This window comes from Streptococcus sp. 3109, assembly GCF_013276905.1.
Lineage (GTDB): Bacteria > Bacillota > Bacilli > Lactobacillales > Streptococcaceae > Streptococcus.
Map to the genome: position 1 here is coordinate 1 of NZ_VMLY01000024.1, position 24604 is coordinate 24604.

26 protein-coding genes and 2 pseudogenes are annotated in these 24604 nt (G+C 39.0%); 23 read left to right on the plus strand and 5 right to left on the minus strand.

Features of this window, described 5'->3' with window-relative positions:
- Positions 1–441: 441 nt before the first annotated feature.
- The 6 genes and pseudogenes from HT698_RS09570 (at position 442) to rpsD (ending at position 6081) form a co-directional block, all read left to right on the plus strand.
- On the plus strand, positions 442–1458 hold the full coding sequence (locus HT698_RS09570) for a glycosyltransferase family 2 protein (RefSeq protein WP_173219967.1): 1017 nt from the start codon (positions 442–444) through the stop codon (positions 1456–1458).
- 115 nt (positions 1459–1573) lie between these two features.
- Positions 1574–2986 (plus strand): annotated as a pseudogene (locus HT698_RS09575) (PavB family fibronectin-binding SSURE repeat adhesin); the annotation flags it as partial.
- Positions 2987–3109: 123 nt separating this feature from the next.
- Positions 3110–3361 (plus strand): annotated as a pseudogene (locus tag HT698_RS10555) (LPXTG cell wall anchor domain-containing protein); the annotation flags it as partial.
- Between the two features lie 166 nt (positions 3362–3527).
- On the plus strand, positions 3528–4226 hold the full coding sequence (locus HT698_RS09580) for a response regulator transcription factor (protein ID WP_173219973.1): 699 nt from the start codon (positions 3528–3530) through the stop codon (positions 4224–4226).
- On the plus strand, positions 4223–5275 hold the full coding sequence (locus HT698_RS09585; protein WP_173219975.1) for a HAMP domain-containing sensor histidine kinase: 1053 nt from the start codon (positions 4223–4225) through the stop codon (positions 5273–5275). The genes HT698_RS09580 and HT698_RS09585 overlap by 4 nt, the downstream gene beginning before the upstream one ends.
- 194 nt (positions 5276–5469) lie before the next feature.
- On the plus strand, positions 5470–6081 hold the full coding sequence (rpsD, locus tag HT698_RS09590) for a 30S ribosomal protein S4 (protein WP_000092756.1): 612 nt from the start codon (positions 5470–5472) through the stop codon (positions 6079–6081).
- A 707-nt stretch (positions 6082–6788) separates the two neighbouring features.
- Here rpsD and rpmG read toward each other — a convergent pair.
- The 4 genes from rpmG to HT698_RS09610 form a co-directional block, all read right to left on the minus strand.
- Complete coding sequence (gene rpmG / locus HT698_RS09595) at positions 6789–6938, minus strand: 50S ribosomal protein L33 (RefSeq protein WP_001265622.1); 150 nt, start codon at positions 6936–6938, stop codon at positions 6789–6791.
- A gap of 15 nt (positions 6939–6953) precedes the next feature.
- Positions 6954–7136, minus strand: coding sequence for a 50S ribosomal protein L32 (rpmF, locus tag HT698_RS09600; RefSeq protein WP_000290417.1), 183 nt, complete (start codon positions 7134–7136; stop codon positions 6954–6956).
- A gap of 151 nt (positions 7137–7287) precedes the next feature.
- The gene (locus HT698_RS09605) at positions 7288–7488 is read right to left on the minus strand and encodes a PTS ascorbate transporter subunit IIC (RefSeq protein WP_000796544.1); all 201 of its coding nucleotides are present in this window, start codon (positions 7486–7488) and stop codon (positions 7288–7290) included.
- A 2-nt stretch (positions 7489–7490) separates the two neighbouring features.
- The gene (locus HT698_RS09610; protein ID WP_000136847.1) at positions 7491–8498 is read right to left on the minus strand and encodes an SPFH domain-containing protein; all 1008 of its coding nucleotides are present in this window, start codon (positions 8496–8498) and stop codon (positions 7491–7493) included.
- 191 nt (positions 8499–8689) lie between these two features.
- Here HT698_RS09610 and HT698_RS09615 point away from each other — a divergent pair, with 191 nt between their 5' ends.
- The 6 genes from HT698_RS09615 to ilvD all read left to right on the plus strand — a co-directional run bounded on the left by HT698_RS09615 (position 8690) and on the right by ilvD (position 16091).
- Positions 8690–10720: a BglG family transcription antiterminator gene (locus tag HT698_RS09615; protein ID WP_173219978.1), complete on the plus strand. Its 2031-nt coding sequence runs from the start codon at positions 8690–8692 to the stop codon at positions 10718–10720.
- A 3-nt stretch (positions 10721–10723) separates the two neighbouring features.
- Positions 10724–11008: a PTS sugar transporter subunit IIB gene (locus tag HT698_RS09620; RefSeq protein ID WP_000912474.1), complete on the plus strand. Its 285-nt coding sequence runs from the start codon at positions 10724–10726 to the stop codon at positions 11006–11008.
- Between the two features lie 12 nt (positions 11009–11020).
- Complete coding sequence (locus tag HT698_RS09625) at positions 11021–12367, plus strand: PTS ascorbate transporter subunit IIC (protein WP_173219981.1); 1347 nt, start codon at positions 11021–11023, stop codon at positions 12365–12367.
- A gap of 3 nt (positions 12368–12370) precedes the next feature.
- Complete coding sequence (locus HT698_RS09630; RefSeq protein WP_173219984.1) at positions 12371–13228, plus strand: transketolase; 858 nt, start codon at positions 12371–12373, stop codon at positions 13226–13228.
- A complete protein-coding gene (locus HT698_RS09635; RefSeq protein WP_173219987.1) occupies positions 13225–14157 on the plus strand; it encodes a transketolase family protein in 933 nt (310 codons plus the stop codon). Before HT698_RS09630 ends, HT698_RS09635 begins: the two co-directional genes overlap by 4 nt.
- A gap of 230 nt (positions 14158–14387) precedes the next feature.
- Positions 14388–16091, plus strand: coding sequence for a dihydroxy-acid dehydratase (gene ilvD / locus HT698_RS09640; protein ID WP_000137343.1), 1704 nt, complete (start codon positions 14388–14390; stop codon positions 16089–16091).
- A 170-nt stretch (positions 16092–16261) separates the two neighbouring features.
- Here the strand turns inward: ilvD and HT698_RS09645 are convergent, their stop codons facing one another.
- The gene (locus HT698_RS09645; protein WP_001204052.1) at positions 16262–16603 is read right to left on the minus strand and encodes a metal-sulfur cluster assembly factor; all 342 of its coding nucleotides are present in this window, start codon (positions 16601–16603) and stop codon (positions 16262–16264) included.
- 123 nt (positions 16604–16726) lie between these two features.
- Between HT698_RS09645 and HT698_RS09650 the strand changes: the two genes are divergently transcribed.
- The 11 genes from HT698_RS09650 to HT698_RS09700 all read left to right on the plus strand — a co-directional run bounded on the left by HT698_RS09650 (position 16727) and on the right by HT698_RS09700 (position 24542).
- Positions 16727–17578 carry an Rgg/GadR/MutR family transcriptional regulator gene (locus HT698_RS09650; protein ID WP_173218827.1) on the plus strand — a complete coding sequence of 284 codons (852 nt, stop codon included), beginning with the start codon at positions 16727–16729 and terminating at the stop codon, positions 17576–17578.
- A 200-nt stretch (positions 17579–17778) separates the two neighbouring features.
- Positions 17779–19026, plus strand: coding sequence for a transporter (locus tag HT698_RS09655; protein ID WP_173218829.1), 1248 nt, complete (start codon positions 17779–17781; stop codon positions 19024–19026).
- 190 nt (positions 19027–19216) lie between these two features.
- Positions 19217–20497 carry a histidine--tRNA ligase gene (gene hisS / locus HT698_RS09660; RefSeq protein ID WP_070479542.1) on the plus strand — a complete coding sequence of 427 codons (1281 nt, stop codon included), beginning with the start codon at positions 19217–19219 and terminating at the stop codon, positions 20495–20497.
- Positions 20497–20961 (plus strand): hypothetical protein, encoded by a 465-nt coding sequence (locus tag HT698_RS09665; protein ID WP_173218869.1) that lies wholly within the window; start codon positions 20497–20499, stop codon positions 20959–20961. The genes hisS and HT698_RS09665 overlap by 1 nt, the downstream gene beginning before the upstream one ends.
- A 9-nt stretch (positions 20962–20970) precedes the next feature.
- Entirely contained in the window at positions 20971–21177 is a 207-nt protein-coding gene (locus tag HT698_RS09670) for a helix-turn-helix transcriptional regulator (protein ID WP_001176233.1), read from the plus strand.
- Positions 21177–21374: a hypothetical protein gene (locus HT698_RS09675; protein WP_033681059.1), complete on the plus strand. Its 198-nt coding sequence runs from the start codon at positions 21177–21179 to the stop codon at positions 21372–21374. The genes HT698_RS09670 and HT698_RS09675 overlap by 1 nt, the downstream gene beginning before the upstream one ends.
- Before the next feature lie 2 nt (positions 21375–21376).
- Entirely contained in the window at positions 21377–22117 is a 741-nt protein-coding gene (locus tag HT698_RS09680; protein ID WP_173218831.1) for a DUF3169 family protein, read from the plus strand.
- Between the two features lie 10 nt (positions 22118–22127).
- Positions 22128–22952 carry an ABC transporter ATP-binding protein gene (locus tag HT698_RS09685; RefSeq protein WP_173218833.1) on the plus strand — a complete coding sequence of 275 codons (825 nt, stop codon included), beginning with the start codon at positions 22128–22130 and terminating at the stop codon, positions 22950–22952.
- Positions 22945–23643, plus strand: a complete 699-nt coding sequence (locus HT698_RS09690; protein WP_173218835.1) for an ABC transporter permease — start codon at positions 22945–22947, stop codon at positions 23641–23643. Before HT698_RS09685 ends, HT698_RS09690 begins: the two co-directional genes overlap by 8 nt.
- Positions 23644–23652: 9 nt before the next feature.
- On the plus strand, positions 23653–24294 hold the full coding sequence (locus HT698_RS09695; protein ID WP_173218837.1) for a type II CAAX endopeptidase family protein: 642 nt from the start codon (positions 23653–23655) through the stop codon (positions 24292–24294).
- A gap of 17 nt (positions 24295–24311) precedes the next feature.
- Positions 24312–24542: a hypothetical protein gene (locus tag HT698_RS09700; RefSeq protein WP_173218839.1), complete on the plus strand. Its 231-nt coding sequence runs from the start codon at positions 24312–24314 to the stop codon at positions 24540–24542.
- Positions 24543–24604 lie beyond the last annotated feature (62 nt).

The following is a 24604-nucleotide window of genomic DNA, read 5'->3' on the forward strand; positions in this document are numbered from 1 at the left end:
TTGATTGAGACAGACTATCAGATTAAGACAGGACTTTATGAAAAAGGTTTCCTTTTTGAAAAGGCACTCTTACAGATTGCTAGTCAGGTAAATTGAAATTATTTTTGAAACTATAACCCGTGTCAAGATTATCTTGTCGTGGGTTTCTTGCTGATTTGCTTGTTTTATACTCAATGAAAATCAAAGAGCAAACTAGGAAACTAGCCGCAGGTTGCTCAAAGCACTGCTTTGAGGTTGTAGATAGAACTGACGAAGTCAGCTCAAAACACTGTTTTGAGGTTGTGGATAGAACTGACGAAGTCAGCTCAAAACACTGTTTTGAGGTTGCAGATAGAACTGACGAAGTCAGTATCATATACCTACGGCAAGGCGACGTTGACGCGGTTTGAATTTAATTTTCGAAGAGTATAAGAAAAAATCAGTCCCCTAAAGGAGCAGATTATGAAGTTATTGTCTATCGCCATCCCTAGCTATAATGCCGCAGCCTATCTTCATTACTGTGTGGAGTCGCTAGTGATTGGTGGTGAGCAAGTTGAGATTTTGATTATCAATGACGGATCTCAGGACCAGACTCAGGAAATAGCTGAGCGTTTAGCCAGCAAGTATCCTAGCATCGTTAGAGCCATCTATCAGGAAAACAAAGGCCATGGCGGTGCGGTCAATCGCGGCTTGGCGGAGGCTTCTGGGCGCTATTTTAAAGTAGTTGACAGTGATGACTGGGTGGATCCTCGTGCCTACTTGAAAATTCTTGAAACCTTGCAGGAACTTGAGAGCAAGGGTCAAGAGGTTGACGCCTTTGTGACCAATTTTGTCTATGAAAAAGAAGGTCAGTCTCGCAAGAAGAGTATGAGTTATGAGTCAGTCTTGCCTGTCCAGCAGATTTTTGGCTGGGATCAGGTCGGAAATTTCTCAAAAGGCCAGTATATCATGATGCATTCGCTGATTTATCGGACAGATTTGTTGCGAGCGAGCCAGTTCCAACTGCCTGAACATACTTTTTATGTCGATAATCTTTTTGTCTTTACCCCCCTTCAGCAGGTCAAGACCATGTACTATCTGCCTGTCGATTTCTATCGTTATTTGATTGGGCGTGAGGACCAGTCTGTCAATGAGCAAGTGATGATTAAGCGCATTGACCAGCAACTGAAAGTCAATCGACTCTTGGTAGACCAGCTTGATTTATCCAAAGTGAGCCACCCCAAAATGCGAGAATATTTGCTGAATCATATTGAGATTACGACGGTGATTTCCAGTGCCCTGCTCAACCGAGCTGGAACAGCGGAACATCTGGCAAAAAAACGGGAGCTGTGGACCTATATTCAGCGGGAAAATCCAGAGGTTTTTCATGCTATCCGCAAGACCATGTTGAGTCGTTTGACCAAACATTCAGTCTTGCCAGCTCGCAAACTTTCCAATGTTGTCTATCAAATCACCAAATCTGTTTATGGATTTAATTGATATAAGTATTTTATAAGAGGGATTTAAGAAAAATTTTAACTTTTTCTTAGTCCTTTTTAATTTTAGGAGATTATACTAGAGTCATCAAATAAAGAAAAACTCTAAGGAGAATCCTATGAAATTCAATCCAAATCAAAGATATACTCGTTGGTCTATTCGCCGTCTTAGTGTCGGTGTTGCCTCAGTTGTTGTGGCCAGTGGCTTTTTTGTCCTAGTTGGTCAACCAAGTTCTGTACGTGCCGATGGGCTCAATCCAACCCCTGCTCAAGTCTTACCTGAAGGGGAATCGGTAACGAAAGAGGGTGACTTAGCAGAAACTCAGGGAGACACCGTTCTTGCTCAAGCGAAACCTGAGGCCGTTACTGGAAATACAAACTCACTTTCTACACCTACAGAAGGAACTGAAGTGAGCGAGGAAACAAGCCCTTCTCGTCTGGATACACTTTTTGAAAAAGGTGAAGAAGCTCAAGAAAATCCAGAGCTAACAGATGTCTTAAAAGACGCTGTAGATACAGCTGATGTGGATGGGACACAAGCAACTCCAGAAGATATTAAAAAAGCTGTCGATGAGGATGTTAAAGACAGTATCGATGTCCCAGCGGGCTACCTAGAACAAGCCAAAGCTTCCGGTCCTTTCTTGGCTGGTGTAAACAAACCGCTTAAATATGAACTTTTCGCAGGCGATGGTATGTTGACTCGTCTCTTGCTCAAAGCATCTGACAAGGCTCCATGGTCAGATAATGGTAAGGATAAAAATGAAAAAATTCCACCAGTGAAAAATTTACCTGATGGCAAGTATTACTATCAAGTATCTTTGAATGGTAACACTACAGGTAAGCAAGATCAGGATTTGTTAGATACACTTCGTACTAATGGTACAAATACCTATGAAGCTACCCTGACTGTCTATGAAGCAGCCGGTGATAAACCAAATTTGAATAAGGTTGTCAAGGAACGTAAAGTCAATATTACCTTGAACGGTCTTGTAACAAGAAGCGATGTTAACTCTGCAGTTGAAAACAACGTTAAAGACAGTATCGATGTTCCAGCAGCTTATCTTGAAAAAGCTGAAGGAAAAGGTCCTTTCACTGCCGGTGTAAATCAAGTAATTCCTTATGAATTCTTCGCTGGTGATGGTATGTTGACTCGTCTCTTGCTCAAAGCATCTGACAAGGCTCCATGGTCAGATAATGGTACAGCTAAAAATCCTGCTTTATCTCCATTAGGAGAAAATGTGAAAACAAAAGGTCAATATTTCTATGAAGTAGACTTAAATGGCAATACTGTTGGTAAACAAGGTCAAGATTTAATTGATCAGCTTCGTGCTAATGGTACTCAAACTTATAAAGCTACTGTTAAAGTTTACGGTAACAAAGATGGTAAAGCAGATTTGACAAATGTCGTAGCAACTAAACAAGTTACTATTAAGATAAATGTTAAAGAAACATCAGGCACAGCAAATGGTTCATTCTCACCTTCTAACTCTGGTTCTGGCGTGACTCCGATGAATCACAGTCATGCTACAGGTGCGACTCATCAAACAGCTGCTGACCATAAGGACATGATGGCACCAGCCAAAGAGACTGATAAAGCAATGCCAGCAAATGACCAAATGGAAAAATCAGGTATGAAGACTGAGACTCCAGCTCCAGGTACTACAGATAGCATGCCTGCTGACACCATGACAAGCTCTACCAATACGATGGCAGGTGAAAACATGGCTGCTTCTGCCAATAAGATGGCTGATACGATGATGTCAGACAAGATGATGTCAGATGATAAAGCTATGCTACCAAATACTGGTGAAGCTCAAACATCAATGGCAAGTATTGGTTTCCTTGGGCTTGCACTCGCAGGTTTACTCGGTGGTCTAGGTTTGAAAAACAAAAAAGAAGAAAACTAATCAGCTAAGGAAATAAATGATGGATAGTGGGCTGACTAAGGCTAGTTTACCAACTCAATCAGCTATCAGGACTTTCTTTCAATAGCAGATTAAAATCATCGTAAAACAATAAAAATAGTGTTATACTTAAAGCAGTATAGCACTGTTTTTATCAAAGGAGAGACAGATGGGAAAGACAATTTTACTCGTTGACGACGAGGTAGAAATCACCGATATTCATCAGAGATACTTAATTCAGGCAGGTTATCAGGTCTTGGTAGCCCATGATGGACTGGAAGCGCTAGAGCTGTTCAAGAAAAAACCGATTGATTTGATTATCACAGATGTCATGATGCCTCGGATGGATGGTTATGATTTAATCGGTGAGGTTCAATACTTATCACCAGAGCAGCCTTTCCTATTTATTACTGCTAAGACCAGTGAACAGGACAAGATTTACGGTCTGAGCTTGGGAGCAGATGATTTTATTGCTAAGCCCTTTAGCCCTCGTGAGCTGGTTTTGCGGGTTAACAATATTTTGCGCCGCCTTCATCGTGGGGGCGAAACAGAGCTGATTTCCCTTGGCAATCTGAAAATGAATCATAGTAGTCATGAAGTTCAAATAGGAGAAGAAATGCTGGATTTGACTGTTAAATCATTTGAATTGCTGTGGATTTTAGCTAGCAATCCAGAGAGAGTTTTCTCCAAGACAGACCTCTATGAAAAGGTCTGGCAAGAAGACTATGTGGATGATACCAATACCTTGAATGTGCATATCCATGCTCTTCGACAGGAGTTGGCAAAATATAGTAGTGACCAAACGCCCACTATTAAGACAGTTTGGGGCTTGGGATATAAGATAGAGAAACCGAGAGGACAAACATGAAACTAAAAAGTTATATTTTGGTTGGATATATTATTTCAACCCTCTTAACCATTTTGGTTGTTTTTTGGGCTGTTCAAAAAATGCTGATTGAGAAAGGTGAGATTTATTTTTTGCTTGGAATGACCATCGTTGCCAGCCTTGTCGGTGCTGGGATTAGTCTCTTTCTCCTATCGCCTGTATTTACGTCGTTGGGCAAACTCAAGGAACATGCCAAGCGGGTAGCGGACAAGGATTTTCCATCAAATCTGGAGGTTCAAGGACCTGTAGAATTTCAGCAATTAGGCCAAGCTTTCAATGAAATGTCCCATGATTTGCAGGCAACCTTTGATTCCTTGGAAGAAAGCGAACGAGAAAAGGGCTTGATGATTGCCCAGCTATCGCATGATATCAAGACTCCCATTACTTCGATTCAAGCGACAGTAGAAGGGATTTTGGATGGGGTTATCAAGGAAGGAGAACAGGAGCATTATCTAGCAACCATTGGGCGTCAGACGGAAAGGCTCAATAAACTGGTTGAAGAGTTGAATTTTTTGACTCTAAATACAGCTAGAAATCAGGTGGAAACTACTAGCAAAGACAGCATTTTTCTGGATCAGCTCTTGATTGAGTGCATGAGTGAGTTTCAGTTCTTGATTGAGCAGGAGGAGCGAGATGTCCATTTGCAGGTAATCCCAGAGTCTGCCCGGATTGAGGGAGATTATGCCAAACTTTCTCGTATCTTGGTGAATCTGGTCAATAACGCTTTTAAATACTCAGCACCAGGAACCAAACTGGAAGTGGTGGCTAAGCTGGAGAAGAACCAGCTTTCAATCAGTGTGACCGATGAAGGACAGGGGATTGCCCCAGAGGACTTGGAGAATATTTTCAAACGCCTTTATCGTGTCGAAACTTCACGTAACATGAAGACAGGTGGGCATGGCTTAGGGCTTGCGATTGCGCGTGAATTGGCTCATCAATTGGGTGGGGAAATCACAGTCAGCAGTCAGTACGGCCTCGGAAGCACCTTTACCCTCCTTCTTAACCTCTCTGGCAATGAAAATAAAGCTTAAAACCCCTTTACAAATCTAGCCATTCATGGTAGAATGGATTTTGTGCGAAATATCAGCAGGAAAGCATGAAGCTCGTCAACAGGTGTCTTATGATAAGTAACCTTGGCTGTTTAGGCGAAGGGCATCTGCACGAATCAGGGCTTTCTAAGTGACTATTTCCACCGAAATATTATTTATATCAGGAGGACATTCACATGTCACGTTATACAGGACCATCTTGGAAACAAGCTCGTCGCCTTGGCCTTTCACTTACAGGTACAGGTAAAGAATTGGCACGTCGTAACTACGTACCAGGACAACACGGACCAAACAACCGTTCTAAATTGTCAGAATACGGTTTGCAATTAGCTGAAAAACAAAAACTTCGTTTCACTTACGGTGTAGGTGAAAAACAATTCCGTAACTTGTTCGTACAAGCTACAAAAATCAAAGGTGGAATCCTAGGTTTCAACTTCATGCTTCTTTTGGAACGTCGTTTGGATAACGTTGTTTACCGTCTTGGTCTTGCGACTACTCGTCGTCAAGCTCGTCAATTCGTAAACCACGGTCACATCCTTGTTGACGGAAAACGCGTTGATATCCCATCATACCGCGTAACTCCAGGTCAAGTGATCTCAGTTCGTGAGAAATCATTGAAAGTTCCAGCAATCCTTGAAGCAGTAGAAGCTACTCTTGGACGTCCAGCATTCGTATCATTCGACGCTGAAAAATTGGAAGGTTCATTGACTCGCTTGCCAGAACGCGACGAAATCAACCCAGAAATCAACGAAGCACTTGTCGTTGAATTCTACAACAAAATGCTTTAATTTTAAGAAATATCTTACAGAAAGCCTACAACAGTGGGCTTTTTGCTTTGTCTTAAAACGTTGATTTCTGGGTTTGTATAGAGATTTGTTAGTAAGGTTATTTGTGTATCTAAGTCTATCTATTCCAATAATTAAGTGATGTTGATGATATAAATCTGGTATGATATAATGTTTTGGCCCCCTCAATTTAATGAAGGGAGGTGTTACATATGTTAGAAACTTTACTCACAGTGTTTCTAGCTCCGTTACTTATTAACGTGTTATCTGAGCTTTTCAAGTTATGGCTTAAGAAACGTAAGAAGTAATGGTTAACCCTTTAAGAGGGTAGCAAAAAACCCCATCGGTGGCACGGTGGGGCTTTTTAGTTACATATGCTGTAACTTTACTCACATTGTAAGTTCATTCTAACATATAACACCCAATATTTCAAGTTTTTATTTTTATATTTCCTCAGAGTGTGTTTGTGGTTTGAGTCCATTTTACTGAAATTAGAACCCGTGTTACCAATTTCCATTTTGCATATCAGGTATAATATAGGTAAACAATGATGACATTGGTTAAGTAGAGTCCTAAAATTACCTGAATCAAATCAGTTTTACAAAAAAGATTGTAGGACGAGTAGAGTTTGAATTGAAATATAAGATAATTAACAAAAAGAAAAAACGCTGATCAAGCGTTTTTCTTCTGTATTGATTCGTATTGAATGCTTACTTCACTTCTGTAAACACAACGTGTTTGCGAAGTTTTGGTGAGTATTTCTTCAATTGAAGACGGTCTGGAGTATTACGTTTGTTTTTAGAAGTAAGGTACAAGCGTTCACCAGATTCTTTGTGTTCAAGTGTAATATTTACGCGCATGGTATCTCCCTTCTATTATTCAGCTGATGCAGCTTTAGCGATTTTACGTCCTTTGTAGTATCCTTTAAGTGATACACGGTGAGAACGTGAGTAATCTCCAGTAGTTTCGTCAAAGTTTACAGATGGAGCTGTTACTTTGTAGTGTGTACGACGTTTGTTTTTCTTCGCTTTTGAAGTGCGACGTGCAGGTACTGCCATTTTGATTTCTCCTTTAGGTATTTATATTCGATTCAATCTACTGATTTTCATCAACCATACTAGGATAACACATTTTTTTTGTAAAGTAAAGTTACTTGACAAAAAAAGATGAAAAAATTCTCCTGTCTGACAAGTCGGACAGGAGAAGATGTTAAATATCAATCTCAAATGGTTCGTCAATGGTTTCTGATACGTATTTTCCGTCTTTCTTCCGTTGCTTGACACACTCTGTGAGGAGATATTCGATTTGCCCATTGACTGAACGAAAGTCGTCTTCTGCCCATGATGCGAGTGCAGCGTATAACTTTGTTGAGAGTCGAAGGGGGATCTGCTTTTTTTTAGCTTCAGCCATCTTTAGTAAAGACTTCCTGTGTTGACAATTGGTTGTGCATCATGATTGCCACAAAGAACGACAAGGAGATTTGAAACCATGGCAGCTTTTCGTTCTTCGTCAAGTTCTACCAATTCCCCTTCATTGAGCCGTTCTAGTGCCATTTCAACCATTCCTACAGCACCATCTACAATCATCTTCCGTGCATCAATAATGGCAGATGCTTGTTGGCGTTGAAGCATAACGGCAGCAATTTCTGGAGCATAAGCTAGGTAAGTGATACGTGCTTCAAGGATTTCCAAGCCAGCATCCTCAACACGACTTTGGATTTCTTCACGAATACGGTTAGCAACAATTTCGCTAGAGCCACGGAGACTACCTTCATCTGCTTGCCCGTCACCCGTAGTATCCACATTAGGAGACACATCGTAAGGATAGATGCGGACAATATTACGGAGGGCGCTATCACATTGCAATGAAAGATATTCTTTGTAGTTATCAACGTTGAAGACTGCCTTAGCGGTATCGACAACTCTCCAAGTTACCGCGATACCGATTTCTACAGGGTTTCCTAAGCAATCATTGATTTTTTGACGAGAATTGCTCAAGGTCATGACTTTGAGGGAAATCTGTTTCTTGCCAATTTCAAGATTTACATCATTGCCATTTGATGATTTAGCTCCTAAAAAAGGAGATTTTGTGCTAACATCACCACTTTGTCCAAGTCGAGTGTGGTTTGCAGGGTTGACTGCTACGCTGAAGGGATTGACAAAGTAAAAGCCAGGTTCTTTGATGGTACCTGTATAGTTACCAAAGAGTGTCAGAACCAGAGCCTCCTGAGGTTTGACAACTTTTAAACCAGCATGAGTTAGCGCTGCAATTACGATTAGTAAAGGTCCGATAATAATTCCAAAAATGTTTTCCGAACCAACACCCATTATAAATATAAAGACACCAAGTACGAGCGTCAACTCAATGAGAATCAATGCGAATACACCATTTGGTTTTGAATTGATTAGTTTTTCAGTCATAAGAATGACCTCCCATTATTTGATATCTAAATAATATCGCTTTAATTTATAAATTCAAGAAAAAGTAGAAAAATAATCACTAAAAACTTTCAGCCCAATAATTTCTTTTAAAAGGTGAGATTATATTGTGCTCAAATACTCTTTTATTCTTATAACTTTTACACTATAATTGTAGTTAGAAAGGAAGAGAAATGTTTGATTATAGAGCACTAGTTATTTTGATGACTTTGATGGATCATTGTGAGCTATCATTATATGAATTATCTGTTAAGGTGAGCTTACCTATAAAGGAAGTCAAAGAAGGAATAGATTATTTAGTGCCTTATCTAGCTAATAAGGGGATAGTGCTGGATAAAAAGCAAGGTCGCTATAGTTTATCAAATCGTACGAAGCAGTCTTTGACAGATATTATTAAGTCGGATGAATTGGTTTTACCAAAGTCGACTCGCTTAGCTTTAATCTATCTTTACACTTTTTGCCGATTAGATTTTATATCGAATAATCATTACCAAGACTTTTTGAAAGTAAGTAAGAATACAACCTTATCTGATATTCAATCATTAAGAAAGATTATGTTAGATAATGATTTGGAGCTAGGGTACAGTAGAGCAAAAGGTTATACTTTACACGGTTCAGAGTGGAATAAGCACCGTTTAGCTTTTCAAATGGTTAGTGAGTTGCTGGAATCCTCCATAGGGATTTGGGGTTTGGATTATGTTTTATCCAGTTGGGGGTATTCATTAACTTATGATTTGATAAATCAGGTAGTTAAAGATTATTATGAGAAGCTACAGCTAGTACCTATTGTTAATCAATTAAAAGTTTGCCTTTTCGGTTTAGTATTCATTCTGTGTAGGTATCAAAGGGATGTTGAAAGAGTATGTCTTTCAGAGACATTAGTATCTCCTGTTATTCAAGATATAACCACTATTTTATTGGATACAGTGGTTGATTTGGGAATTATAGATACGGTGTTTTCTGAGGATGATTATCGCTATATCACAGTTTTATTATCAAGTTGCTTTGAAGGTGAAGTAGATGTTGCTCCGGTTTACTTTAATCAATTAACAGAGGCTATTATAAGTAGAATGGAAGATATTTCTTTGTTACATTTTAAACAAAGGGAAGGATTGAGAGAAAATCTTCGCCGCCACCTTATACCGGCTTACTATAGATTAAAGTTCGGCCTACCTAGTTCAAATGAATATGTATTGCATGTTAAAGAACATTATCCTGATTTATTTGAATTAGTCAAAGATTCTTTGATGCCCTTGATGGACGCTATTGACAATCCCATACCTGATAGTGAAACAGCATATTTTGTTATCCATTTCGGAGGTTATTTAAAGAAAGCAGATACTTTGCCTCAAAAATGGTATAAAGCAGCAATCATTTGTCCTAATGGTGTTAGTTCTTCATTGATGTTAAAAGAGAATCTATTAGCATTATTTCCTCAAATTGAGTTTATAGGAACCTCAAAGATTGATGATTTACAGGTGAAAGTTAGTAGTGACTATGATATGGTTTTTTCTACCATAAAGGTGGAGACAGAAAAGCCAAATTATCTAGTTTCGGTTATGATGACTGAAGAGCAAGCAATACAACTAGTAGAACTAGTGTTAAAAGATTTTCCGAATTTAGAGTATGAAGATTTTGAGATTGAACAAATCCTGAATATTGTCAAAAGATATGGAATTATTACACAAGAATTGGAATTAAGATTGGCGTTAAAGAATTATCTTTATCAAAAAAATGATAGAAAGGAAATTGTACCAGTGCTAGAACAACTTATTACCAAAGAAACCTATCAGGTTAGTTCGCAAAAATTAGGATGGAAGGAGGCGATTCGTTTAGCAGCTAAACCGCTTTTGGATCAAGATAAGATAACTGAGAACTATCCTGAGGCAATGATTCGAAAAGTAGAAGAGTTTGGGCCTTTTATTAATTTAGGGAAGGGAGTAGCAATTCCTCACGCTCGGCCAGATGAAGGTGTGAATGAAATAGGAATGTCAATGTTAGTTTTGGAAGAACCGATTTATTTATTGGACAATCCAGAACAAGAGGTAAGATTGTTGATTTGTATTGCAGCCATTGATAATGAGAGTCATTTAAAGGCTTTGTCACATTTAACAACAATTTTAAGAGATAAAAATCATGTTCAAACTTTAATATCATCAAAAAACTATGATGACATTAAAATGATAATTAAACAGGAGGATTAGATAATGTTAAAAATTGGTACAGCTTGTGGTTCAGGATTAGGTTCAAGTTTTATGGTACAGATGAATATTGAATCTGTATTGAGTGATTTGAATGTTTCGGATGTAGAAGTTGAACATTATGATTTAGGTGGAGCAGATCCAAATGCAGCTGATATTTGGATTGTTGGTCGTGATCTAGCTGATTCAGCTAGTCATCTTGGAGATGTTCGTATCTTAAATAGTATTATTGATATGGACGAACTACGAGAATTAATTACTAAAATTTGTGAAGAAAAAGGACTTATATAGGAGGCTAGCGTCATGATGAAGTTCATATTGGATATTGTTAGTACACCAGCTATTTTAGTAGCTTTAATTTCAATCTTAGGATTAGTTCTTCAGAAGAAGAAATTACCTGATATTATTAAAGGTGGAATTAAGACCTTTGTTGGTTTCTTAGTTGTATCTGGTGGTGCAGGAATTGTACAAAATTCTTTAAATCCATTTGGTACCATGTTTGAGCATGCTTTTCATTTATCTGGCGTTGTGCCGAATAATGAAGCAATTGTAGCTGTAGCTTTAACAACATATGGCTCAGCTACTGCAATGATTATGTTTGCAGGCATGGTGTTCAATATCTTAATCGCTCGTTTTACTCGATTTAAATATATCTTTTTAACAGGGCACCACACTCTATATATGGCGTGTATGATTGCGGTCATTTTATCAGTTGCTGGCTTTACTAGCCTGCCTCTTATCTTACTAGGAGGATTAGCACTCGGTATTATTATGAGTATTTCCCCAGCATTTGTGCAAAAATATATGGTTCAATTAACTGGAAATGACAAGGTGGCTTTAGGTCATTTCAGTTCTTTGGGATATTGGTTGAGTGGTTTTACTGGTAGCCTTATCGGTGACAAATCAAAATCAACAGAGGACATTAAATTTCCAAAGAGTTTAGCTTTTTTACGTGATAGTACTGTTAGTATTACTTTATCCATGGCAGTTATTTACATTATTGTAGCTATCTTTGCAGGGTCAGAATATATAGAAAAAGAAATCAGTAGTGGTACAAGTGGTCTAGTTTATGCTTTACAATTAGCAGGTCAATTTGCAGCAGGGGTATTTGTTATTTTAGCAGGTGTTCGCCTTATTTTGGGTGAAATTGTTCCAGCCTTTAAAGGTATTTCAGAGCGTCTTGTACCTAATTCAAAACCTGCTTTGGATTGTCCGATTGTTTATACTTATGCACCCAATGCAGTTCTAATTGGATTTATCTCTAGTTTTGTTGGTGGTTTAGTAAGTATGGCAATTATGATTGCTTCAGGAACGGTTGTTATCTTACCAGGTGTTGTGCCTCATTTCTTCTGTGGAGCGACTGCAGGTGTCATTGGAAATGCATCTGGTGGTGTTCGTGGAGCCACTATTGGAGCATTTTTACAAGGTATTTTAATCAGTTTTCTTCCAGTCTTTTTAATGCCAGTTTTGGGAGGACTTGGTTTCCAAGGATCAACTTTCTCAGATGCAGATTTTGGTCTATCAGGAATTATTTTAGGAATGTTAAATCAATTTGGCTCACAAGCAGGCATTGTGATTGGTCTTGTTCTTATTTTAGCAGTTATGTTTGGAGTATCCTTTATTAAAAAGCCATCTGTAAAGGAGGAATAAGGGATGATTTTAAGTAAAAATAGAGAATATGAGTTAAGAAAATTTGCAACAAAAATCCGATTAAATACTCTTGAAACCTTGAATCATCTTGGATTCGGACATTACGGAGGAAGTCTGTCTATCGTAGAAGTTCTAGCAGTGCTTTATGGTGAAATAATGCCAATGACTCCAGAAATATTTGCATCACGAGATAGAGATTATTTCATATTATCAAAAGGTCACGGAGGACCAGCTCTATACAGTACACTCTATTTGAATGGTTTCTTTGACAAAGAATTCTTATATTCTTTAAATGCAAATGGAACCAAATTACCGTCTCATCCTGATAGAAATCTAACGCCGGGCATAGATATGACAACTGGCTCTTTAGGACAGGGAATTAGTGTTGCAACCGGACTTGCATATGGTCAGAGAATAAGAAAAAGTCCCTTTTATACCTATGCTATTGTTGGAGATGGTGAGTTAAATGAGGGACAATGTTGGGAGGCTATACAGTTTGCTTCTCATCAACAGTTATCCAACTTAATTGTATTTGTAGACGATAACAAAAAACAATTAGATGGTTTTACAAAGGATATTTGTAATCCAGGTGATTTCGTAGAAAAATTTTCAGCATTTGGATTTGAATCCATTAGGGTCAATGGTTCAGATATTAGAGAAATTTATGAAGGGATTGTCCAATTAAAACAGTCAAATAATTCATCTCCTAAGTGTATTGTATTAGACACTATTAAAGGTCAAGGAGTTAGAGAGCTGGAAGAAATGAAATCCAATCATCATCTTCGCCCTACTGTAGAGGAGAGACAAATGTTAACTTCAGTTGTAGAAAGATTAAGTCAGGAATTGGAGGAAACAGAATGATGAGAAGTACGAAGGAATTACGGCATGTATATAGAGACTTCCTTTTAGAGGCTAACCAAAGTTATTCTGATATAGTAGTTTTAGAAGCAGATTTGTCAAGTTCGATGGCTACTAATAATCTTGAAAAGGACTTTGGAGATCGTTATGTGAATGTTGGGATCATGGAAGCAGAGATGGTCGGACTTGCAGCAGGTTTATCTATTCAGGGTTTTAGACCTTATCTTCATACATTTGGCCCTTTTGCTTCACGAAGAGTATTTGATCAATTATTTATTTCTCTTGGATACGCACAATTGGATGCCACTGTGATTGGATCAGATGCAGGAGTAACTGCAGAAATGAATGGTGGGACACATATGCCATTTGAAGAAATTGGATTGTTACGTTTAATTCCTAAATCGATCATTTTTGAAGCAACTGATGATATCCAATTTCGTGAAATCTTGAACCAGACATTAGACTTAAAAGGACTAAAATATATTCGAACAATTCGAAAAGCTCCAGAGGCTGTATATCAAGGTGGAGAAGATTTTTCTAAAGGCTACGTTGAGTTAAGACATGGTGAAGATGTTGTAATCGTTGCTTCTGGCATAATGGTTGCTCCAAGTATTCGAGTTGCAGATGAACTATCTAAATTAGGTTATTCAGTAGGTGTGATAGATTTATTTAGAATCAAACCGATACCAGAACAGATAAAAACAATGTTAAGTGGAAAAACTATATTTACTGTAGAAAACCACAATCAGATAGGTGGAATTGGCAGTGCTTTATGTGAATTATTCTCTGATGATGGAATAACAAAAATTCATCGGATGGGTGTTCAAGAAAGATTCGGTCAAGTAGGGAAAATGGATTATCTTCTTAATGAGTATGGTTTGAGTGAATCGAATATAAAAGAGAAAGTTCTAGAGTTTTATAATGCAAGATAGATGTTAAATACACTTATCTGAAAGAACTTCTGTAAAAATTACATTACGTTATTTAAAGCAAGCGGATTAAAAGCATATTCTGGTAATCAGAAAGTGCCCTGATCCGCTTTGTTGTTTTTAATTTAAAATGTTTATATGTATATAGAATTTTCTGAAAATTCAAGAATTTTCTTCTGTTCATTGCTTTTAAAATGTGCTATAATAGTAAGAACTGAAATGGGAGGGAACAAATGACTGAATTAGATAAACGTCACCGCAGTAGCATTTATGACAGCATGGTTAAATCACCAAACCGTGCCATGCTTCGTGCGACTGGTATGACAGATAAGGACTTTGAAACACCGATTGTGGGAGTGATTTCGACTTGGGCGGAAAATACACCATGTAACATTCACTTGCATGATTTTGGGAAATTAGCCAAAGAAGGTGTCAAATCTGCAGGTGCTTGGCCTGTGCAGTTTGGAACTATCACCGTAGCGGATGGGATTGCCATGGGAACGCCTGGTATGCGTTTCTCTTTGACATCTCGTGATATCATCGCGGACTCAATCGAGGCGGCTATGGGTGGCCACAACGTCGATGCTTTTGTTGCTATCGGTGGCTGTGACAAGAACATGCCTGGTTCTATGATTGCCATTGCCAATATGGATATCCCAGCTATTTTCGCCTATGGTGGAACCATTGCACCGGGAAATCTTGATGGCAAAGACATTGACTTGGTTTCTGTTTTTGAGGGTATCGGAAAATGGAACCACGGTGATATGACAGCTGAGGATGTGAAGCGTCTTGAATGTAATGCCTGCCCTGGACCTGGTGGCTGTGGTGGTATGTATACTGCTAATACCATGGCGACTGCTATTGAAGTTCTCGGTATGAGTTTGCCAGGTTCTTCATCTCACCCAGCTGAATCAGCTGACAAGAAAGAAGACATCGAAGCAGCAGGACGAGCTGTTGTTAAGATGCTGGAGCTTGGTCTCAAACCGTCAGATATCTTGACTCGTGAAGCCTTTGAAGATGCCATCACTGTGACGATGGCTCTCGGTGGTTCTACAAATGCCACTCTTCACTTGCTTGCCATTGCCCATGCCGCAAATGTTGACTTGTCACTTGAGGACTTCAATACGATTCAAGAACGTGTGCCTCACTTGGCTGACTTGAAACCATCTGGTCAGTATGTCTTCCAAGATCTCTACGAAGTCGGTGGTGTGCCTGCGGTTATGAAGTACTTGTTGGCGAATGGTTTCCTTCACGGGGACCGTATCACATGTACTGGTAAGACAGTCGCTGAAAACTTGGCTGATTTTGCAGACCTCACACCAGGCCAAAAAGTTATCATGCCACTTGAAAATCCAAAACGTGCAGATGGTCCGCTTATCATCTTGAACGGGAACCTTGCACCAGACGGTGCGGTTGCTAAAGTATCAGGTGTTAAAGTGCGTCGTCACGTTGGACCAGCTAAAGTATTTGACTCAGAAGAAGATGCTATTCAGGCCGTTCTGACAGATGAAATCGTTGATGGCGATGTAGTTGTTGTTCGTTTCGTTGGACCTAAAGGTGGTCCTGGTATGCCTGAGATGCTGTCACTTTCATCAATGATCGTTGGTAAAGGTCAAGGAGACAAGGTTGCCCTCTTGACAGACGGACGTTTCTCTGGTGGTACTTATGGTCTGGTTGTTGGACATATCGCTCCTGAAGCTCAGGATGGTGGACCGATTGCCTACCTTCGTACAGGTGACATCGTTACGGTTGACCAAGATACCAAAGAAATTTCCATGGCCGTATCGGAAGAAGAACTTGAAAAACGCAAGGCAGAAACTACCTTGCCACCACTTTACAGTCGTGGTGTCCTCGGTAAATATGCCCACATCGTATCATCTGCTTCACGCGGAGCCGTGACAGACTTCTGGAATATGGACAAGTCAGGTAAAAAATAAACTCATACTCTTCGAAAATCTCTTCAAACCACGTCAACGTCGCCTTGCCGTAGGTATNNTTTGAGCAACCTGCGGCTAGTTTCCTAGTTTGCTCTTTGATTTTCATCGAGTATCAAAAAGCAAGCCAACTTCGGCTTGCTTTTTTTCATCTTTAAAAGTTATTGACCTGCTTAACGAGGTGGTAGTCCAAGGGCAATACGGCCATAGCGACTGATTCGTGTGATTTTCCAGGCAGGCGACCAGGTGACTTCAACCTTGACATCTTCGATACCCTCGATTTGTTTCAGACCTGCCACGATTTCGATAGGCAAACTTTCGGCGCAATCGCAGGCGGTGTCGGTGAAGGTCATGACAATCTTACAGAGACCCGTTTCATCCAGATTGATTTCATAAATCAGTCCTAGATTGTACACATCCAATTCCACATCTGTATCAAAAACCTTCTCTAGTTTTTCGATAATTTGGTCTTGCAAGGCCAAAGCACGGTCATTGATTTTGATATCGTCTCTCATTACAGTCCCTCCACGTGATAAATATCCTCTATTTTCTCATAATTCTGACAATTTGGCAAGTTTTTGATGAATTTTCTGAAAAATATGATAAAATGAAGAAAATACTGAATCAAGGGGAAGCCTATGGAGCAGATTGGAAAAGTCTTTAGACAATTACGAGAGTCAAGAAATATCTCGCTGAGACACGCAACTGGGGGACAATTTTCGCCGTCTATGTTATCTCGCTTTGAAACAGGTCAGAGTGAGCTTTCGGTGGAAAAATTTTTATTTGCCCTAGAAAATATATCGGCCAGTTTGGAGGAAATCCTCTTTCTGGCGAGAGGTTTTCAGTATGATACAGATTCTGAGTTGAGAAAAGAAATCATAGATGTCTTGGATCCAAAGAATATAGCTCCGCTTGAGGACTTGTATCGCACGGAGTATCAAAAGCATGCCCATTCTCAAAACAAACAGAAACATATTCTAAATGCCATTATTATCAAGTCTTATATGAAGAGCATAGATGAAAGGGTGGAGTTAACAGCAGAGGAAGGGAAAGTCCTTCATGATTATTTGTTTTCTACCGAGATTTGGGGAATCTATGAACTCAATTTATTTTCAGTCAGTTCACCATTTCTATCTGTTTCTCTTTTCACTGGGTATGTTAGAGAGATGGTACGAAAATCTGATTTTCTAATGGAAATGTCTGGCAATCGAAACCTTTTTCACACTATACTATTGAATGGTTTTTTGGCCAGCATCGAGTGTGAAGAATTTACCAATGCCTATTATTTTAAACGTGTTATCAAAGAGCATTTCTACAATGAAAATGAGACCTATTTCCGAATTGTCTATTTGTGGGCGGAAGGTCTCCTTGATAGCAAGCAAGGCAGAGTCAAGGAAGGTCAGAAAAAGATGGAAGATGCTGTCCATATTTTTGAGATGTTAGGCTGTGACAAGTCTGCTGAATACTATAGAAAAACGACCGATTGTTGAATATCTGCAAACTAAGAAAATAATTTGAAATTTTAAGCGATAGAACTGTTGGGCTCTCTCGTGTCACTGGAGAAATTCTATCGTTTCTTTTTGATCATTTCATTTGTTGCATATATTCAAAAGTTTTTCTTCTAAAATTTCTAAGTGCTATACTATAGTCATACTTCACATAAAACTTCGAACAAGAAGGGAGATTATCTATGAAATTATTGTTTAGAAATCAAGCTTATCGACTCTTGACTTTGTCACGCTTCTTCAATGCTTTTGGTGCTTCGATTTTCAATCTGGTATTTATCGTCTATGCATCGACCTTGTCACAAGCATCTTTTGCTGTTGCTATGGCGAATATCGTCATGATTCTTCCGACTCTCTTTACAGTTTTTGTAGGGATTCGGGCAGATTACACGAGGGACAAGGTCAAATGGATGACCTATAGCGGTTTGTTTCAGGCGATCTTATTTTTTCTGGCAGCCCTAGTTGTTCAGCAAGCTAGTCTCTTTGCCTTTTCTAGCCTGTGTTTAATCAATGTCATTAGTGATGTCATCAGTGATTTTGCAGGTGGCCTGCGCATGCCTCTTATTAAGGAAAAAGTAGCTGAAAATGATTTGATGGAGGCTTATTCTTTTTCCCAGTTCATCACCTATATTTCAGCTATTGGTGGTCAAGCTTTCGGAGTTTGGCTCTTAGGGCTATCGGTCAATAATTTTTCTCTCGTTGCGGGAATCAATGCCTGTTTTTTCCTAGTATCAGCCGTTATCCTCTTTTTAGGAAGAAGCAAATTGAGTCTGTCAATGTCATCTGCTGATGGTGAATCACTAAAAAATGAGAAGCTTTCTATCAAAGACCAGTTCCTAACAATTTACCGAAATTTACGTCTCGTTTTTCTTAAAGGTGGACAGAAAAACTTTGGTTTTATGCTCTTTGCTGTCTTGCTTATCAATGCCTTGGGTGGCGCTTTGGGTGGAATTTATAATATCTTCTTTTTGAGCCATTCTCTCTTGAATTTTTCTTACACAGAGGCACTATTTATCAATCAATTCTGTGTTTTGTTAGCAATCATCATTAGTAGCCTTACGGGCAATGATTATTTTGGGAAGCAGTCCTTGTCTAGATTGATGATGTGGGCTACCGTAGGGCTCACTCTAATTGGTCTGGCTAACGTATTCAATCAAGTCGTGCTTGGTTTGCTATTTCTCTTTTTAACTCTGTATGTGTCTGGTAAAGTTCAACCAAAGATTAGTGCCATGCTCATGAAAAATCTAGCTCCAGAGGTTCTAGCTCGTACCAGTAATTTTTTAGGTTTATTGTTCACCTTATCCATACCTGTGGGAACAGCTTGTTTTTCACTTATAGCTGTATGGAATATACAGTTGACTTGGATTCTATTTGTTGGTCTTTCCTTGCTAGCTATTCTTTTGACAGTTATTAATCTCAAAAATGATATCTAATACTCTTCGAAAATCTCTTCAAACCACGTCAGCGTCGCCTTACCGTAGATATGGTNNTTTGAGCAACCTGCGGCTAACTTCCTAGTTTGCTTTTTGATTTTCATTGAGTATAAATCCTAAATTTTTTCTTACTGTTTTAATCCCTCTATTTATGGTAAAATAAGACTATTAAGTTTAAAGAGGATTCCCTATGAAATTACAAAAACCAAAAGGAACGCAGGATATCTTGCCTGCTGAGTCTGCCAAATGGCAATACGTTGAGGGCTTTGCCCGTGAAATTTTTAAGCGCTACAACTACGCAGAAGTGCGCACGCCCATTTTTGAGCATTACGAGGTCATCAGTCGCTCTGTCGGAGATACAACGGATATCGTAACTAAGGAAATGTACGATTTCTATGACAAGGGTGACCGTCATATCACCCTCCGTCCAGAAGGAACTGCGCCTGTTGTCCGTTCATATGTGGAAAATAAACTCTTCGCGCCAGAAGTGCAAAAGCCAAGTAAGTTCTACTACATGGGACCTATGTTCCGTTATGAGCGTCCACAGGCAGGGCGTTTGCGCCAGTTCCACCAGATTGGTGTTGAGTGTTTTGGCTCTAGCAATCCAGCTACCGATGTGGAAACCATTGCTATGGCAGCTCACTTCCTGAAAGAAATCGGCATCCAAGGTGTCAAATTGCACCTCAACACTCTTGGAAATCCTGAGAGCCGTGCAGCCTACCGCCAAGCCTTGATTGACTATTTGACACCGCTCAAGGAGACCTTGTCTAAGGATAGCCAACGTCGCTTGGAGGAAAATCCTCTCCGTGTCTTGGACTCTAAGGAAAAAGAAGACAAGGTAGCAGTAGAGAATGCACCTTCTATCTTGGACTTCCTTGATGAAGAAAGTCAAGCTCATTTTGATGCTGTGCGTCAGATGTTGGAAAATCTTGGAGTAGACTATATCATCGATACCAATATGGTGCGTGGTTTGGACTACTACAACCACACCATTTTCGAGTTTATCACGGAGATTGAGGGCAATGACTTGACAGTCTGTGCGGGTGGTCGCTACGATGGCTTGGTTGCCTACTTTGGTGGCCCTGAGACTGCTGGCTTTGGTTTTGGACTTGGTGTAGAGCGCCTGCTTCTCATTCTTGAAAAGCAAGGTGTGGCCCTCCCTATCGAAAATGCCCTAGATGTCTATATTGCGGTCTTGGGTGAAGGAGCAAATGTCAAGGCCTTGGAGTTGGTACAAGCCCTTCGCCAACAAGGATTCAAAGCAGAGCGTGATTACCTCAACCGTAAACTAAAAGCTCAGTTCAAGTCAGCCGATGTCTTTGCGGCTAAGACCCTCATCACCCTAGGAGAGAGTGAAGTCGAAAGCGGACAAGTGACGGTCAAGAACAACCAAACCCGAGAAGAAGTACAAGTGTCACTTGATGCTATCAGTCAAAACTTCTCAGAAATCTTTGAAAAATTAGGCTTTTAATAATAGATAAACTGGTCAGGAATCTACTCCTGACCTTTTTCTTTTGCAAAATGACAAAAATCCTAAACTTTTTGACAAATATGCTTGTCAAAAAGAAAAAGATGTGTTACAATAAATTCAAGTTAAGAAATAGGAAGCAGAAAGGAGCTATGATGTGGGTAGTATTTATACTATTTATGATTTTCTTTTATTCTAATAATTCTAAAAAAATCAAGAAATTAGAGAATAAAATCAAAAGAATTGAGCAAAAACAGAAAGGAAATAAAGAAATGTCAAGATTATTAAAAGAATTGATTGGGAAAACACCGACAATCGTTGGACAAGTTTTTGGAACAGATAACTGGGAAGTTGTGGATGTTGATGAGGAATGGGTCAAGCTACGTCGTGTTAATAAAAAAGGAAAAGAAAAATTCAAACTACAACGCATTGAGGATATCCAAACTGTTGAATTTGACGGAAAGTAGGTGTGTAACATGCAACTAAAAAATCGTCTAAAAGAGCTGCGGGCTCGCGATGGCCTCAATCAAACCGAACTAGCCAAGCTAGCAGAGGTTTCCAGACAGACTATCAGCCTATTAGAACGGGACGAATACACCCCGTCCGTTGTGATTGCCTTGAAAATATCTCAGATTTTCAACGAAACAGTCGAATCGGTATTTCGCTTGGAGGAGGACGAGTGATGAACAAGTATAAAGTAATTTATTATGTAGTTGCCATAGCTCTATTAGTCAGCGTATTTCTATTGATTGGGATAGACTTAGGTTGGTTTAGTCCCTATCAAAGCGACCAATTTATCTGGGCCTACTTTGCACTCATCCCAGTAATTGAATGGATTGAAAAGAAATCCAAAAATCTAGCAAGTGAAAAAGGAGAATGAATATGAAAAAGAATAAGAAAGGTGGCTTGTTATTTTTAATGTCTGTTGTCTTGGGAGGCTTCTTGGGCATGTTTGTAGGGATGTTTAAGGCACGTGCCGAATCCTACGAAGTTATTTTAGATGTAAAAGTCTTGATACCTTGGATATCAGCTATTTGTTTAGTATTAGGTTTCATTAGTCTTTTTTTGACTTTCAATTTCTTAAAGAAAAGCAGAAAATTTCATTCCTTGTATCAAGAGGAAATGGATGATGATCTGAATGAAAGCTATTATGTGCAAATGTATCGGAATCTTGAGTTTGGAAGTATTGCTTTTAATAGTGCAAGTGTAGTGATTTTATTGGCTCTCTTCATTTCAGCAAGTGAAGTGGTTATACTAAATAGAAGCAATCTAACCTTATCTCTTTCTTTTTTGGGATTAGTGTTGACTTTTAATGCTCAAAAATATTTTTATAAAACCATTGCGATTGTTCGCCAGTTTGATATGGTATTTTTCTCTATGCCAAAGGATATCTTAGGTTATGTCAATTCTTGCGATGAAGGGGAGCGCCAGGCTAATTTGGAACAGAGTTTTCGGATTTTATTCCAATTACATCAGTATGTCTTGCCAGCTTTGTACTTTCTGATTGCTCTCTTTTCTTTACTGACAGGAGAGATTCAGTTACTAGCCTTCTTGTTTGTCGGAGCAATCCATATTTATATCAATGTGATGCAGTTACCTATGGTGAAACGTTATTTTAAATAAAGGAGTTTCTATGATTCGTGTTGAAAATGTAAGCAAAAGTTTTGGGAGCAAAAAAGCTCTTCATCAGATTTCTTTTGAGATTAAGGAGGGTGAAATCTTTGGTTTTCTTGGCCCTTCTGGCTCAGGTAAAACAACCATGATCAACGTCTTAACAGGACAGTTGGCTGCAGATCAAGGTAAAACAGTTTTGTTAGGCAAGAATTCTCAAGATTTAACCTCAAATGATTTGGAACAAATCGGTATAGTTAGTGATGGCAGTGGTTTTTATGAAAAGATGAGTCTTTACAAAAATCTTCTCATCTACGCTAAGTTATATGGCCTCAAGTCAGATAGAGTAAATCAGGTGCTCCAACAGGTTGGATTGGCAGATGCTAAAGATATTATCGCAGAAAAACTATCTACAGGAATGAAACAACGAATGTTCTTGGCTCGTGCCCTTCTGAATGCTCCTAAGATTCTCTTCCTTGATGAGCCAACCAGTGGCTTAGACCCTACAACATCTAAGATGATTCATACCCTACTCCAAGAATTAAAGCAGGCGGGGACAACTATCTTTCTGACCACGCATGATATGCATGAAGCAACTCTGCTTTGTGATCGCTTATCTCTTTTGAATAAGGGAAACTTAATAGAGTATGGAAGTCCGCAAGATATCATCCAGAAGTACCATGTGGATAAGAAAGTACGTGTAGCTTATAAAGATGGACGAGAACAGATAGTTCCATTTGAAGAATTGCCACATTTAGACACGACAGATTTGATGGTGGTTCACTCTTGTGAGCCAACTTTAGAAGAAATCTTTATCAGATTGACAGGAGAAAAGTTAGATGTTTAGAAAATTAAATGCCCTACTATGGTTAAGAGTGCAAGTTCTTATTAGCAATTCAACTTTGTTGGCGACTCTATTGTTGCCTTTTGGACTGGCTGTTCTATATAATGCATTCATGAATAAGAATGGAGAATTGAGTACGTATCTCCTTTCTATGAGTTTGACGCTGGTCTTGAGTATGGGAAGTGGCTATATGGTATCGATTATGATGGCAGAAGATAAGGAAAAGCGCAATCTTAAATCACTCATCCTAAGTGGCGTGACAGCAACAGAATATACTTTCAGTATGCTCGTTCTCCCTATTTTGATAATGTTGGTTGCTATGATTGTACTTCCCATCTATCTTAAAGTAGATGTATCGAGTTACTTATTTGCCTATGTTATCTATTTGATTCTGGCAACTATTAGTGTTATTTTTCTCAATCTTCTAATCGGTGCGGTGTCAGATACTCAGTCTAAAGCGCAAGTTTATAGTATCTTCCCTATGTTAATTGTCTCTTTTTTACCTATAATTGCTCTTCAAAATGATACGGCTCAGAAAGTGTTAGATTACTCGTTCGTTGGTCCTATTGTAAATCTTTTAAATAAAAAAGGTGGGGAAATATCTTTTTCTAACATTGGTATGTTACTTGCCTGGGTACTTGTATTAGGAATAGCAAACCTCTTTGTATTGAAAAACAGCTATAAAGCAAGATAGGAGACCTTTATGAAATTACTTAAAAACCTCGGCTGGTTTCTTCTAGCCCTTCTATCCTTTGTGTTTATCTATGGTACCGTTCAGAGTGGGGCTGTAGAAGCTTTGAATCTAGGCGCTTCACCCTATGCTACTACCTTGCTCTATGTGGCCTTGGCTGGAGTATATGTGTACGTCATTTATAAATGGTACCAGAAAGCTCCTGTCCATATTGAGAAGAGTAGTTTTAACCGATTTATTTGGCTCCCTGCCTTGGTTTGGTTCTTATCTCTTGTCGTTCAATTTTTCCTACCAAATGATCCTTCGGTAAATCAGCAAACAGCGACAGACCTGACCTTGGCTCAGCCACTTTTCTCATTCTTTGCTATTAATATTTTTGCTCCGTTGACGGAAGAACTCATCTTTAGAGGGATGTTAGCACGCTATCTCTTTTCTAAGCAGGACAATAGCAAACAAACTCTGCTTTTCCTTCTGGTATCGAGTGTTCTGTTTGCCTTGATTCATTCTCCAGGAACTTTGCAACAATTTTTAGTTTATGCTAGTCTTGGTTTTAGCTTGGGCTTGGCTTATATTAGTAGAAAGGGGCTCGCTTACAGTATTTCACTACATGCTTTGAATAATTTAGTCAGCTTTTTGATGATTCTCATGCTATAATAGAGTCAGGAGGTCACATGAAACGAGTAATTTTATTAGCAGTGATTCAGGCAGTCGTTCTATTTTTCATCATTGGAGCGCTAGCTTATACCTTTAAGGGCGATTTCTTCTACAGCCATCTCGCAGTAGTATTCGCCCCTATTGCCGGTATCTGGCGTTTTGGGACAGCTTACACAACGGAAATTGTCTTGCCTCGAAAGGCAGCTGAAATTGCTGAAAAGCGTAAAGCAGGCAACAATTCAAAATAAAAGAGTCCGATGAACTTCATCGGATTTTTGTATGTGCGTTAATTTTTAAAGACTGGCAAACT